Source organism: Marisediminitalea aggregata (genome assembly GCF_900129565.1).
Taxonomy (GTDB): domain Bacteria; phylum Pseudomonadota; class Gammaproteobacteria; order Enterobacterales; family Alteromonadaceae; genus Alteromonas; species Alteromonas aggregata.
The window spans coordinates 88,737-102,875 of record NZ_FQWD01000001.1; the positions used below are offsets into that span (position 1 = coordinate 88,737).

Sequence of the window (14,139 nt, forward strand, 5' to 3'; positions counted from 1 at the left end):
CTTAACTCTCAGGGTTGATTGTGAGCCACTCGGGCTCTTCATTGTGTATCAGGTAGTTAGCCACCATTTCTGCCAGAGCCGGGGCCAGTAAAAAGCCGTGTCGGTACAGGCCATTTGCGCGAATGACGTTGCCACAGCGATGTATCTGAGGGAGGTTGTTGCTGAAGGCCGGACGACTATCGACACCGATTTCAAGAATGTCGGCCTCTGCAAAACAAGGGCTGATAGCGTAGGCCGCATTCAGCAGCGCCATGACCGAGCGCACCGTGGGGTGCGAGCTGGCTTCGCTTTCAATTTGTGTTGCGCCCAGCATAAAAACGCCATCGCCGCGGGGCACAATGTATAAGGGAATGCGCGGATGAAGCAGACGAATAGGCCGCTGAAACTGTAATTCAGGGCATTTCAGGATCAGCATTTCGCCCTTTACACCGCGCAGACCATGCACATCTGGCCGCGCCTTGGTGCCGCGGCAGTCGATAACTGTGCCCTCGGTGGCCAGCGCTGCTATATCCGCATCGTCAACCATAAAGTGAACGCCCTTTTCGGCGAGTTGCTGACGCAGTGTTTGAATAGCGTGTCTCGGGGCAAGATGTGCTTCATCGGCATAGTACAGGCCCTGAGTAAAGCGATTCTCCAGGTCTGGTTCCAGCGCATTGATTTGCGCTTCATTCACTGGCTGAAACGCAGACGTAAGCTGAGCAAACCGGCGTAATTCAGCCCGGTCGCGCGGCATAGCCAGTACCAGCGTACCTTTGCGATGTACCAATTGCGTGTGCTTTTGCCACCAGTCGGCGGCTTTGCTGCCGAGCCGAACAACCGGTTCTTCTGCGCTTTCTGACTCACAATACGGCGCCAGCATTCCGCCTGCCCACCAACTGCAAGACTGTGGACCCGGCTCGGGCGCACGGTCGATGATCTGAGGAATAATCCCGCGACTTACCAGTTCCGTCGCAATGGTCAAGCCTGCCACACCAGCCCCGACAAGGGTGACTCGGGAAATATCAGGCTTCGCCATGCTGACCCCACATGTGGTGAAAGTGATGTACCGGGCCGTGTCCCTGCCCTATTTGTAATGTGTCGGCCTGAATGATGGCCTCATGCAGGTAGGCATTAGATGCTGTCACGGCTTGCGCCATAGACATGCCTTTGGCCAGACAAGCGGCGATGCTGCTCGAATAAGTGCAACCTGTTCCGTGCGTATTGGTGGTCGCGATTCGGGGGGTATCAAGCGTTATGACTTGCTCATCTTGCAGCAGCAATAAATCTGAACAAACGTCTTCGGTGCCATGACCACCTTTGATCAGCACATTTTTAGCTCCCAGCGACAACAAATTGCTTGCCTGTAAAACAACAGGCATGGCGGTGCTAGAATCACCCAGCAAGGCTGCGGCCTCGGGTAAATTAGGAGTCAGTAAATCGACGCGCGGGATCAGTGCGGATTTTAACGCGCTTACCGCGTCTTCCTGTAATAACCGGTCGCCGGATTTGGCTACCATCACCGGGTCCAGTACAACCAGCCCCTTGAAGTCACGAATGGCATTGGCGACGGCTTCAATGAGCGAGGACGAAAACAACATGCCTATTTTTATAACGTCCACCTCGATGTCCGATAGCACGGCGTCGATTTGCTTGGTAACGACATCAATGGGAATAGGGTGAACGGCAGTGACATGCTGCGTGTTTTGCGCCGTAACGGCGGTAATTACGCTGGCCCCGTAAACGCCGTGGGCAGAAAAGGCTTTGAGATCGGCCTGGATACCCGCGCCCCCGCCACTGTCGGAGCCTGCGATGGTTAATGCGATAGGTGTTGATTGTGTTGTCATCTATATCACCAGAAAAACTGAGCGACATAGGAAAAGAATGCGGGATCGCACGCAAGGAGACACGTGTGATCTTATCCGTTCCCTACGCCGATACTAATCGGATCAGGTTCACCGGGTTGATAGACACTATCTCTCAGCCAAAGCCGTAGCAAAGGCACCCCGACGGAATGTGCAAAAAAGATAATCGATTATTTTGGGGATTACAAGAGCAGTATTCGGTGCTTAGATTAATTTTACTGGTGATACGGTGAGGCACTACCCGCCCCACCGCTTGCTCGAAAGGCGTTTTAGCTGGCGTACTTCAACCTGGACAAATTTTTCAGACAGTTACAATAACGCATTGATAACCTGTTCGATTTGCTCTGGCGTATTGTATATGTGCGCAGACAACCGGAAACCGCGTTTGCGCACATCAAAATGCACATTTAACGCATTGAGCCTGGCTTCTATTGCTTCGCGATTTGGCGGATTCACAACCAGAGTACCGGTTCGATATTGATCCTCATCAGGCGAAACCAGCCACGAGGCTGGCAGGGCATCAATGACTTTTCTGGCCAGCATGACGTTGTGCTCACGCACCTTTTTTACGCCAATATTGCACATCTGGTCAATGCTGTTTTTCGCAATGGCATACGGCAACACTGACGGTGTTCCGCCCCAAAAACGCAGCGCGGAGTCTGCGTACTCAAAATTGTGAATGTTGAACTCAAATGGATTCTTATGGGAGAACCAGCCAATATCGACGGGCTCAAGCTGATTCAGTACTTGTTTATTTACCCAAAGAAAGCCTGCTCCCGGGCCGCCACACAGCCACTTCACACACGAACCGGCAACAACATCAGGCTGCCAGTCCGTGAAATCAATAGGAATAACACCCGCCGTTTGTGCAATATCAACAATACTCATTACGCCCTGCTTACGCGCGATACTGATGACGTCTTTTACCGGCACAAGCTTCCCTGAGTTGTAGTGTCCGTGGGTGATCAGAACTGCATACACCCGCTCAGTCAGATGCGTTTGCCAGGTAGCGGTATCGAGTACATCTTCATCGTCTTTAATGAACTGGACTTCATAGCCATAATGGCTCGCCTGCTGCATAACAAAGCCGATTGACGGGAAGTCATTCTCTGAAATCAGGATCACGTTACGACCGTTGTTCTGGCTGGCCGGCGGGAATGCACTCAGTAGCTTGCTTAGCCCACTGGACACGTTTTGTTGCGGGCAAAACTGACAGGCATCCGAATTAAACAGCCTGGCCAGGCTTTGCTGAAATTGTTCAAACACCGGAAACCACTGTGACCAGGGATCTGGCGTGCCGTTTTCCCAGGCATCGAAAAACTGTGCCTCCGCGACTTCACGGGTACTGGCGGGCATGCAACCAACAGAATGATTCAGCAGATATATGCCGTCTTTTTGCGTAAATAAAGATTGAATATCCATAAGTTACAGGAACCCTTTGAGTGTTTGAACATCGTTGTAACGCGTAGGAATATCGTCGCGTGGCGCAGCCGTGCGTAAGTCGTGTAGTTTCTGAAGCGCAGCCAACAAAATTTCCAAAGGCGGTCCACTGGCGGTCATATCCTGGCGTTTGGTTAATTCGTATTTTGCAGCCGGGCTTTCGATGAATCGGGAAATCAGTTGTTCGTGATGTTGTCGGGCCGTTTCGCCATGCGCCTCGCACACCGCCAGGAAAGCCTGTAAGTGCGGTTTGAACCAACTGGCGTTGCGCTCTTCTTCTGTGGCGTTTAAAAACGCATCCATCAGACTGGTTCTGCGCATACAGTCTCGCAAAATCAATTGCTCTTCCGGACGCATAAACAAAAATTTATCCACCAACAATTGCGAATAGTAAGGGTCATCCCCCCGGCACAAACCGAGCAACAAATCGATGACGTTGATACCCGCAAAGTCACCGGCATTCGCACCGCGATACTCATGACGGCCCACTTTGTGGGTTTTATAGTAAGGTCGTACATTGTAAAAAAAGCGGTCGACATCCAGTTCGTTAAACAACGCCGTGTTATTCTCCACTACCTGCTGTAAAGCAACGCGTGCAACATTGAGTAGATCCAGCGTAACCGGATGAGATATGCCCAGAGGCAGCGTATGCAACAAGGCTTCCGATGCGCGTACAAAGCCGAACACTCCTCGCGTGTTGTAATCGAGAAACGTCTTCTCATCTTCCAGGTGCGTAAATGTTTTGTATTTACCATTAATTGCGCGATTGTGTGTTTCCAAATGCGCGGAAGCAAATCGCGGCACTACGCCCAACGAGGCGCCCAGTTGCATGGCAAGGGCTGAGGCATTCTTCAGCGTTGAATGATGCTCATCGATTTCGTGCCTGCGGCAGGCTGCCAGTACAAATCCCACATTACCGAGCAAATCAAACCCACTGTCAAAACCTTCATCGGTATTGCCTTCCCCCAATAACAAGCGAATAAACTCACCGCTTTCTTCCAACAGGCTGGTTTTCAGATCATCACCGACATGGCTTACTTCCTCTCTGCGTTGCTGAGCAAAATAGCGATGCTCCAGCTCCGTATTGATATCGACAAACCGGGTTCGAATCCAATGATCAAAATCATTAACCAGTGGCGTGCTCATTATTGTGGCCTCTTTGACTGTTCCATAGTGAATACTAAGCCTAAGTATAGCCCAGCCCCACTAGTCATTTAGGTCACAAGGTTCTATGATTATCAGATATATGAGTTTTTAAGTTTAACAAATTCAGGTTTAATAGCATTTTATGCCAATAAATTTAGACAAAACGGATCTGGCGATTTTACGGGCGCTACAGGATGATGGCCGTATGACGAATGCCGAGTTGGCAGAAAAGGTTCATCTCTCACCTACGCCTTGCCTACGCCGTATCAAAAGGCTCGAGCAAGCAGGCGTTATTGATCACTACACGGCCGAAATAAACCGCTCTTTGGTTGGCATTGAGATATCCGCATTTGTGTTCGTGCAACTGCAGCGCAACTCAAAAGAAAACGCCGCACAATTTGAGCGAGCCGTTGAACAACTCAACGAAGTACAAGAGTGTTTTGTGGTGACCGGCAGCTACGACTACATGCTGAGCGTTGCTACCCGCAACCTCGCGAGCTACGACCGGTTTATAAAAGAGAAACTGGGTGATATCGAAACAGTCGCCAAAGTCGACACCACCATTGTGTTGAATCAGGTCAAAAGCCGACGCCAGTTACCACTTTAACCGACGCTTCGGCTCTCAATAATACCTGTATTAAGAAGAACGCTGCGCTTTTAGACGTTCAACCAGCGTGTTCACCATTTTGCCGGCAATCGACAACGTCGGCGGCGTAGTTGGCAGATTATCAATGTGATACCAATCGGCTTCGACGATTTCTTTTTCATCAATCACAATGTCACCGCTGTCGTACTCTGCAAAATAGCCCATCATCAGCGAGTGCGGGAAAGGCCAGGCCTGGCTGCCGTAGTATTCCAGATTTTTTACCCTGACACCGACCTCTTCCAGAATTTCACGGTGTGTAGCCTGCTCAACGCTTTCGCCACTTTCTACAAATCCAGCGATAATGGAATACATGTCAGAGTTGCGATGTCTGACACTTCTGGCTAACAGGATCTCTTCACCGCGATAAATGGCAACAATGGTACAAGGCGACACCCGGGGGTAGCAGCGATGACCACATTGGCGGCATTGAACCGCCATTTCCCAGTCAATTGCTTGGGTGGGTGAACCACACTGCCCGCAAAATCGGTGCGTACGCATGAAATGCACATACTGCCAGGCTCTGGCCAGTGCTTCATAGGCAACCCGTTCTTCACTAACCAGTAATTGTCTGAATGACACACTGTCCCATCCGGGCTCGGTGATTTGCTCAGCGCCCAGATCAACCACATACAACGGCACGTCGAGTGGTAAATCAGCAGCGTTTAGTTGTCTTACCTGGTCTTTGTAATGATGAATAAAATGCAACGACTGCCATTCCAGCTTTGGCATTGTGGCCTCGCCCGCTGGCACGATGATTTGATCCCGGCTAACAATAAGCCATAGCCCAGCCTGAGCAGCACTGCTTTTAGTTAATTCCAGCACGTTGACTTTCCTGTGATGAACATTGCAGCCAAGAGTATAACCCAGCACGCTGTAACACGCAGTGGCTAAAACTTTTTTACTGGCATATTCAGCCTGTTAGCGCATCGTTCACAGAAGAAAAGCGCATGAAATCGTAAATATTAGTGTCTGTGATTTGTACGTCTGTGAGGCGGTGTTATACTCAAATAAAGTGGTTATAGCAGCGAAGGTGTCTTTGGATGTTAAATCAGGTAGAAGTCGCAAAGCAGCGCTGGGGTGGCGCAAACAACACCATTGATGGGTGGCTGCTCGGCCGTAAGCAATTGCTAATTCAATATTGTGAACTGGCAGGCGTAAACTACCAACGTCGCGAGTCGCTACCCGATGCCAACGAAGTCAGTGAGTTTTGTACCTTGCTGATGGATTACCTGTCTGCCGGGCATTTTGAGGTTTATGAGATGCTGGTGGGCGACGACACTACCGGACAACAACTCAAACAACGCTTGTATCCTTTAATCGCAGCGACGACCGACCAGGCATTGGATTTTAACGATAGTTATGCCGACAACTTTCATCCCGACCACGCCATGGAGTTTGAGCAATCCATAGCCAAACTTGGCGAGGCTCTGGTAGAGCGATTCGAATTGGAAGACGAGCTTATACAGCATATGCATGGGCTGGTTCAACAACCCGTAACCGAGTAATAACGTAGAATCAATAGCTTATTATCTGTAAAGTACAACGGGTACAGACTGACGTAAGAACATAATAACGCATGAAAAACGCAACAATTATTAATAAAGCCAGAGCATACTGTGAACAACGCGGCGCCAGATTTACGCCATTGCGGGAAAAAGTGTACGAGCTAATGCTCGACAAGCACGGCCCAACCGGCGCTTATGAACTGCTGGACGGCCTGAAAGAGACGGAATCAAGCGCGAAACCCGCTACCGTGTATCGCGCGCTGGATTTTTTACTCGACTTTGGTCTGATTCACCGACTGGAGTCTACCAATGCGTTTGTTGCCTGCTATCATTTTGGTTGTCATCACCCGGTACAGTTTCTAATTTGCGACAGTTGTGGTGACGTCTCTGAGATACAGTCAGAAGGTCTGAAAGAGACACTCGACAACCAGGCCAAACAACACGGGTTTAAGATTTCCAAACAAACAATTGAAGCTCACGGACTCTGCGCTGATTGCCAGGAAAGCGAGTCATTGGAGATGGGAGAAGAACACCATGAATGCTGAGTTTGTTAACCCGTTCATTGCAGGGTTACTCAATGTTCTTGAGACGATGGCACAAACCACGCTGTCTCCGGGCAAGCCGAAGCGAAAAAATTCCGATGTCGCCTCAGGCGATGTGTCTGGATTAATTGGCATGGTCGGCCCCAATATAAAAGGTTCAATGTCAATTACCTTCGAAGAAAAGCTGATTCTGGACATCATGTTAAAGATGGTAGGTGAGGCGCCGGAGGAAGTTGACGCAGAAGTGGCTGATCTCGTGGGCGAGGTTACCAATATGATTTGTGGCAACGCAAAACGGGATTTAGCCGAGAAAGGATTTGAATTTGGTATGGCAACCCCCGTGGTTGTCTCCGGAAAGCAACACTCTATCAGCCATCAGGTTGATGGCCCGAAGATTATTCTGCCTTTTAACCACGAACTTGGAAAAGCGTATTTGGAAATCTGCTTTGATAAATAATTCCTGGTACTGTGAAAAAATTACTCTGTGCCCCTACTCAAGGGGTTTTCATTTAATTACTGATGAGATCACCTCTGCACTTCCGCAAATTAAGCATGTTGAAGTTGGCTTATTGCACCTGATGCTGCAACACACGAGTGCCAGCTTAACAATCAATGAGAATGCCGATCCATCTGTAAGAAGGGATTTAGAATCCTTTTTTAATCATACAGTTAAAGAAAGCTCTCCGTACTTTACACACACCTACGAAGGGCCGGATGATATGCCCGCGCATATCAAAAGCAGTCTGCTTGGATGCCAGTTAACCATTCCTGTACAACGTGGTAAACTAGCCTTAGGTACCTGGCAAGGTATTACACTTGGAGAACACCGCGACCACGCGGGCCCGCGCACCATTATTGCCACGCTGCAAGGGCAATAAAATCAACGTTGAAATATGGAGAGCTCTAATGTGGCACAAGTTTCGCATAGAGCTTAGGACACACTTTATTGCAAAACAGGAAGTCTACAATGAAAAAAACTTCAATCACTCTCGCACTGATTGCCGCAGGCTTGGTGGCTTCACCCGTATTGGCACAAGAGTCTAAGCCAAAAAACTGGGTAGGCGGTTACGGCACGTATTACAGCACTGACGCAGGTAAGCCTCAGCCAGCTGCACAAATTGATGATGGTTTTGGCATTGGTGCCGAAGCTGGTTTCCGTTTCGACGAAAACTGGGCTGCGCGTATCTCTGCTTCTTACCTGGACCTTGACGGCGCCAACGGTGGAAATGGTGAAAGCGGACCTATGATAGGTGTTGACGCTATGTATTTCTTCCTGGATGACATGTTCTATGCGTTTGGTGGTTTGTATCACCAGGAACTGGATGATGACTACCAATTACTGGGTTACGGATTAGGTAAACAGTGGGCGGTATCTGATAAGTGGAGCATCATCACAGAACTGGCCGCTTACCGTGACCTGAGTGAAAGTCTTTATGACGTAAGCGCAAAACTGGGTGTATCCTATACATTCGGCGAATCTACTCAGTCTACTTATACTGCACCAGCTCCGGCGATGGCAGCACCGGCTGATGCTGATAACGACGGCGTGATCGATCGCCTGGACCGTTGTCCTGGTACGCCGATGGGCTCGCCAGTAGACGAAATGGGCTGTGACGCTGACAAAGATGGTGACGGCGTGATCAACAGCAAAGATCAGTGCCCTAACACACCAGCCGGCACCGCAGTTGACGGCAAAGGCTGTGCAATTGAGCCAGATACTGACGCTGATGGCGTTGTAGACAGCAAAGACATGTGTCCTGACACACCGGCTGGCGATGAAGTACACCCTAACGGTTGTACCATCTTCACTGAAGAAAATGTGTCGATTGAAGTTCGCATTCTGTTTGCAAACAACAGTGCCAAAATTGAAGATACCAGCGACCCGCAAATCGTTGACCTGGCAGAGTTCCTGAACCGCTACGGTAAAACAAAAGCGGTTATCGAAGGCCACTCTTCAGCACCTGGAGCTGCTGCGTACAACAAAGACCTGTCACTGCGTCGTGCAAATGCACTGAAAGCGGTACTGGTTAAAGAATACGGTATCGATATGTCACGTTTAACGACTGTTGGTTACGGTGAAGAGCGTTTGCTGGATACAGCAAACACCAAAGAAGCGCATCACGTTAACCGTCGTATCGAAGTGAAAGTAAGTGAAACCATTTCTGTACCTAAGAAATAATCACTGACTACACTGGTTAATCATAGAAACGCCCGCTTATAGCGGGCGTTTTTTTATTTCGCAGTAAAAGACCATTTCAACTAAAAAACTATCCGACTTGTATACCAAATACATCTAATATCCTTCACTATATCCTTCAGTATATCGGTGGAGACATCCCAATGTCATTGTCTGGCAGGCTTTTTTCAATACTACTGTTGTGCGTTCAATTCATTCCTCCTGCACTTGCAAGCGACGAACAACGCTTTGCAGATTTTGGTACATGTCGCCTAAGCAGCGGAGCAAGCTTAAAGGATTGCAAAATAGGTTATCGCACCTATGGCAAGCTCAATGAAAACAAAAGCAACGCCATATTAATTCCCACCTGGTATGGGGGATCGTCACAAGAGCACGCTTACCTTGCTGAAAGCCAATACATCAATCCCGAGAATTTCTTTATTATAATTGTTGATGCAATTGGCAATGGCGTATCAGTCTCTCCCTCGAATAGCCAGTCACAACCACTGGGGCAATTTCCGACTTTTACTATTACAGACATGGTAACTGTGCAGCATCGTTTGATAACAGAAAAGCTGGGAATAACAAATTTACATGCCATTGTTGGCCTGTCTATGGGCGCTATGCAATCCCTTCAATGGGCTGTTCATTACCCAGGTTTTGCTACCCGATATGCTTCGATCATTGGTTCTCCTAAGCTCGCCGCATTCGACATAATAAACTGGTCCACAAGAATAAAACTGATGACCTGGCACCTGGAGTGCCAGTGCCAAACTCCGCTTGAAGTTATGGCCGCAATGCGAATGCTAGGACAAACACCAACTAGTCTGACAGAGACGTTTGAGGGCCTGGACGTTGAAGCCGAAATAGCCAAACGCGCAAAAAGCGCCCAGCTACCCGCCGGGCAAACCTGGAACAAAATCAGACAGGCTCAGGCCATGCTTACGTATAATATTACCGCGCAGTTCGACAATGATTTAGTCAAAGCGGCAAACGCCATCAACGAAAAACTATTGATTATTGTCAGCAAGGGGGACCGGGTGGTAAGTCCGGGGCCAGCGACAGCGTTGGCCAGACTGACTGATGCCACACTACTCGAACTGGATAAGGGCTGTGGACATGCCGATCCCTGGTGTGACGCAGAAACTTTCAGCAATGCATTGCAGGAATTTCTGGCCGAATAGTGCCTGTTTCAGTGGTTTGAAATAGTTGTGTTTTAAGATTAGTATTCGTCGTCAAACGCCGGGCCGGCATAGTTGTCGAACCGTGAGAACTGGCCCTGGAAAGTCAGTCGACAGGTACCGATTGGACCGTTACGCTGCTTACCGATAATAATTTCTGCGATGCCCTTGTATTCACTGTTTTCGTGATACACCTCATCACGGTAAATAAACATGATCAAGTCGGCATCCTGCTCGATAGAGCCGGATTCACGCAAGTCTGAGTTAACCGGGCGTTTATCAGCACGTTGTTCCAGACTCCGGTTTAGCTGTGACAGTGCGACTACCGGAATATTGAGTTCTTTCGCCAGCGCTTTCAATGAGCGCGAAATCTCGGCGATCTCCAATGTCCGGTTGTCAGCCAGCGACGGTACGCGCATTAGCTGAAGGTAATCCACCATGATCATACTTAAGCCACCGCGCTCACGGGCCAGTTTACGCGCCCGGCTTCGCACATCCATCGGCGTCAGGCCGGAAGAGTCATCCACGTAGAGATTGTCTTTCTCTTTCAGCATTGCCATGGTGTTTGAGATACGCGCCCAGTCTTCATCGTCTAACTGCGCGGTACGGATCTTGGTTTGGTCTACCCGGCTCAACGACGCCAGCATACGCATCATGATCTGTTCAGAAGGCATCTCCAAACTGAATACCAATACCGGCTTGTCTTCTGCCAGCATTGCGTTTTCACACAGGTTCATCGCAAAGGTGGTTTTACCCATGGATGGACGCGCCGCTACAATGATGAGATCAGACCCTTGCAGACCACTGGTTTTTTTATCCAGATCCTGAAATCCTGTTGTAACACCGGTCACTTCTTTGTCGGTTTTAATCAGGGTTTCCAATCGGTCGATGGTTTTTCCCAACACCGACTCGATGCTCTGCGGCCCTTCCGATTCACCGGTCCGGCGCTCAGCAATTTCGAATACCTTGCTTTCGGCCATATCCAGAATGTCGGCACTGTCGCGACCTTCCGGGTTGTAGCCCACTTCGGCGATCTCATTCGCCACCCCGATTAACTCACGGGTAATGGCGCGCTCGCGGATAATTTTGGCATAAGCAGTAACGTTAGCTGAGCTGGGCGTATTACGCGCAAGCTCCCCCAAATAAGCAAAGCCACCGGCATCCTCTAGCTGGTCATTTTTTTCCAGCACTTCGGAAACGGTAATCAAATCAACCGGATTACTGTTGGCCAGCAAATCCAGAATGGCTTTGAAGATGATTTGGTGAGAACGGTTGTAAAACTCGGTGTCAGTAACCAGCTCGGTAACTTTATCCCAGGTTTCCGGATCGATGAGCATACTACCCAATACCGCTTGTTCAGCCTCTATGCTGTGCGGCGGTATTTTGAGCTTCTCAACACTTTTGTCGGAACTGGAAGAAACGGCTTTCACGTAACCTGACTACCTGCGTAATTAACCAAACCGGTATTATGCGATATTTCATGCCTCGAAGAAACCACAATGGCGCACTACATGATGAACAATCCGTTGACCGTATCTTTACGTTACCCGTCTCTAAAAGACTTGAACATATCGAGAATACTGCCAGCATGATAATCTGAATCCCTAGCCGTAACGTACTGCCACGATAATTGTTAACCACCTATCGGAGCCCCCATGCCAGCGACATCCAACACGTTTAGCACATCGGTAAAACGCACAATAAAACAATGCGTTTTCGGCATTTTTGCGAGTAGCGCAGCAGTCAGTTCTTTTGCCGACTCACTGGTAAACATCGAGAGTTATCCAGAACCGGGGGCGTCGCGCCCTATGCCTACATTTAAAGTAGATGCGGCCTGGCCGACGTTGCCCGACACCTGGCTGATTGGACAGGTTCCGGGGCTAGCGGTAGATAAACAGGACAATGTATGGCTGTTGCATCGCCCAAACTCATTAAGCGGCCTGGATCTGGCTTTGGAACAATCCCCTAAAACCGGACTGTGCTGCGAAGCGGCACCTCATGTATTACAACTTTCCCCCGAAGGTAAAGTGCTTAACAGCTGGGGCGGTGAGTCAATTTCACCTAAGCTAAATGGCGTGAATCAGTGGCCACAAACTGTGCATGGCCTGTATGTGGATGACAATAATACAGTCTGGGTTGGCGGCAACGGCAAAGGCGATCACGTGGTACTGAACTACACTGCCGACGGTAAATTTATTCGTCAGTTTGGTGAACGCAACAACACTGATGGCAACATGAGTGAATCGGCACTGGGTAACCCGGCAGATATTCATCACGACACGCATACCGGCGAGGTCATTATCGCCGATGGCTACATCAACAAACGTATCATTGGCTTCGATACCAACAGCAATGAATTCTCAAGACTATGGGGCGCATACGGCACTGCGCCGGGCGGCGGTACCCGCGATGGTGACTTTGACGTATCACAAGCCACAGCAGGCGCTGATGGCATTAATTTAACAGCCCGCAACTTTGGCGACATTGTGCATTGCGTGACTAAGTCACCCGATGGGCGTATTTATGTGTGCGACCGCCGCAACAACCGTCTGCAAATTTTTAAAGACGACAGTGAAGGCAACATGACCTTCGTTCGAGACCTGGTTATATCAGGTGAAACCATGGGCCTGGGCACCGCTACCGACGTGGCGTTTTCGCCTGACAACAAATACCTGTATGTTGCCGACATGATGAACGGCCGTATCTGGGTTCTCTGGCACGACACCTACGAAGTCCTTGGCAGCTTTGGCCGTAACGGCCGTTATGCTGGCCAATTTACCTGGTTGCACAGTGTTGTGGCTGACAGCAAAGGTAATTTGTACACGTCAGAAGTTTCTACCGGACGACGGGTACAGAAGTTTGTTTTAGTGAAATAAGTAATAGCGTTCATGAAATAGTGCCCCCGGGTCAGGGGGCTGTGTTCGTTAGGAAGATGTTTTAGTTGCGCTATACCCTTCTTTAAATCCTTCTATAAATCCGGGGCCAGCTAACCCCAACAGCAAGCACAAAGACGCTGCTAACATCAAGTTACGGCTATTCTTTCTGTAGCCGATTGTGATCAACACGACGAAGAGAACCAGGCTGATAAGTTCTAAATAAAACATAAAAAATCCTTTTTCAACAATACACCTATCCTCACAGTTTTATCGACTTCATCGTGTTGCGTCAATGGTGTTTGAATATGGTGAGTCAGCCTTTTTAGCTAGATCGCTGATATCGCTACGCGATAGTGGGATGACGGGCGAAAAAAGGGGAGCTGAGAGCTCCCCTTATTCAAAACGCTTATCTAAATTTACCTATTCAACGTGATCAAGCCATTCACGGTAGACACATCAGACTGAAAGGAAGGCTCGATATGGACCCTATTCGTGTGTACTTTAAACATTACGCTATAATTCAAAGCTACTGTACATCAACTTATAAAAGCTCAGATTGGTTAACCAATTTAACATTATTGAGTACGAGGTAGTCTTTTTTCACACTCTGCAATTTTTGAAAACACACAACGTGACGGAATAACCAGGGTTTAGATTCTGAAATTATACCAATTTATGCATATACTGCGGCATGGACGGGTAAGTGATGGAAGTGTTAGGATGCTGCTTTGTAAGCCTATACGGAGCGTCAACTTTGCACTCACTCTAAGAGATTTAAGCGATTCT

Annotated in this window: 15 protein-coding genes and 1 riboswitch; of the genes, 8 read left to right on the top strand and 7 right to left on the bottom strand. The window is 48.9% G+C overall.

Annotated features, from left to right (window positions below; all coding sequences use genetic code 11):
- Position 1: 1 nt before the first annotated feature.
- From BUB81_RS00400 to BUB81_RS21810, 4 genes are all read right to left on the bottom strand, one after another.
- On the bottom strand, positions 2 to 1,015 hold the full coding sequence (locus BUB81_RS00400) for an FAD-dependent oxidoreductase (RefSeq protein ID WP_217653435.1): 1,014 nt from the start codon (positions 1,013 to 1,015) through the stop codon (positions 2 to 4).
- A complete protein-coding gene (thiD, locus tag BUB81_RS00405; protein WP_073316695.1) occupies positions 1,002 to 1,823 on the bottom strand; it encodes a bifunctional hydroxymethylpyrimidine kinase/phosphomethylpyrimidine kinase in 822 nt (273 codons plus the stop codon). The genes BUB81_RS00400 and thiD overlap by 14 nt, the downstream gene beginning before the upstream one ends.
- Positions 1,824 to 1,885: 62 nt before the next feature.
- Positions 1,886 to 1,995, bottom strand: a riboswitch (TPP riboswitch).
- 155 nt (positions 1,996 to 2,150) lie between these two features.
- Complete coding sequence (locus tag BUB81_RS21805) at positions 2,151 to 3,263, bottom strand: aminotransferase class V-fold PLP-dependent enzyme (RefSeq protein ID WP_084526068.1); 1,113 nt, start codon at positions 3,261 to 3,263, stop codon at positions 2,151 to 2,153.
- 3 nt (positions 3,264 to 3,266) lie between these two features.
- Positions 3,267 to 4,427, bottom strand: coding sequence for a PrnB family protein (locus tag BUB81_RS21810; RefSeq protein WP_084526070.1), 1,161 nt, complete (start codon positions 4,425 to 4,427; stop codon positions 3,267 to 3,269).
- Positions 4,428 to 4,569: 142 nt separating this feature from the next.
- Here BUB81_RS21810 and BUB81_RS00415 point away from each other — a divergent pair, with 142 nt between their 5' ends.
- Positions 4,570 to 5,034, top strand: a complete 465-nt coding sequence (locus BUB81_RS00415; RefSeq protein ID WP_073316697.1) for an Lrp/AsnC family transcriptional regulator — start codon at positions 4,570 to 4,572, stop codon at positions 5,032 to 5,034.
- A 30-nt stretch (positions 5,035 to 5,064) separates the two neighbouring features.
- Here BUB81_RS00415 and nudC read toward each other — a convergent pair whose 3' ends face one another.
- Complete coding sequence (nudC, locus tag BUB81_RS00420) at positions 5,065 to 5,895, bottom strand: NAD(+) diphosphatase (RefSeq protein ID WP_073316699.1); 831 nt, start codon at positions 5,893 to 5,895, stop codon at positions 5,065 to 5,067.
- 218 nt (positions 5,896 to 6,113) lie between these two features.
- Between nudC and BUB81_RS00425 the strand changes: the two genes are divergently transcribed.
- The 6 genes from BUB81_RS00425 (at position 6,114) to BUB81_RS00450 (ending at position 10,480) form a co-directional block, all read left to right on the top strand.
- Positions 6,114 to 6,578, top strand: a complete 465-nt coding sequence (locus tag BUB81_RS00425; protein WP_073316701.1) for an Rsd/AlgQ family anti-sigma factor — start codon at positions 6,114 to 6,116, stop codon at positions 6,576 to 6,578.
- A gap of 71 nt (positions 6,579 to 6,649) precedes the next feature.
- Positions 6,650 to 7,123 (top strand): transcriptional repressor, encoded by a 474-nt coding sequence (locus tag BUB81_RS00430; protein ID WP_073316703.1) that lies wholly within the window; start codon positions 6,650 to 6,652, stop codon positions 7,121 to 7,123.
- Positions 7,113 to 7,577 (top strand): chemotaxis protein CheX, encoded by a 465-nt coding sequence (locus BUB81_RS00435; protein ID WP_073316705.1) that lies wholly within the window; start codon positions 7,113 to 7,115, stop codon positions 7,575 to 7,577. Before BUB81_RS00430 ends, BUB81_RS00435 begins: the two co-directional genes overlap by 11 nt.
- Entirely contained in the window at positions 7,567 to 7,998 is a 432-nt protein-coding gene (locus BUB81_RS00440; protein WP_073316707.1) for a secondary thiamine-phosphate synthase enzyme YjbQ, read from the top strand. Before BUB81_RS00435 ends, BUB81_RS00440 begins: the two co-directional genes overlap by 11 nt.
- 89 nt (positions 7,999 to 8,087) lie before the next feature.
- Positions 8,088 to 9,299 (top strand): OmpA family protein, encoded by a 1,212-nt coding sequence (locus tag BUB81_RS00445; RefSeq protein ID WP_073316709.1) that lies wholly within the window; start codon positions 8,088 to 8,090, stop codon positions 9,297 to 9,299.
- Between the two features lie 161 nt (positions 9,300 to 9,460).
- A complete protein-coding gene (locus BUB81_RS00450) occupies positions 9,461 to 10,480 on the top strand; it encodes an alpha/beta fold hydrolase (protein ID WP_073316711.1) in 1,020 nt (339 codons plus the stop codon).
- A 38-nt stretch (positions 10,481 to 10,518) separates the two neighbouring features.
- On the opposite strand, the gene dnaB is transcribed toward BUB81_RS00450, so the two are convergent.
- Positions 10,519 to 11,907, bottom strand: coding sequence for a replicative DNA helicase (gene dnaB, locus BUB81_RS00455; RefSeq protein ID WP_073316713.1), 1,389 nt, complete (start codon positions 11,905 to 11,907; stop codon positions 10,519 to 10,521).
- Positions 11,908 to 12,110: 203 nt separating this feature from the next.
- Entirely contained in the window at positions 12,111 to 12,251 is a 141-nt protein-coding gene (locus BUB81_RS22310) for a hypothetical protein (RefSeq protein ID WP_245819088.1), read from the bottom strand.
- Between the two features lie 34 nt (positions 12,252 to 12,285).
- Here BUB81_RS22310 and BUB81_RS00460 point away from each other — a divergent pair, with 34 nt between their 5' ends.
- Complete coding sequence (locus BUB81_RS00460; RefSeq protein ID WP_245819089.1) at positions 12,286 to 13,353, top strand: NHL repeat-containing protein; 1,068 nt, start codon at positions 12,286 to 12,288, stop codon at positions 13,351 to 13,353.
- Positions 13,354 to 14,139 lie beyond the last annotated feature (786 nt).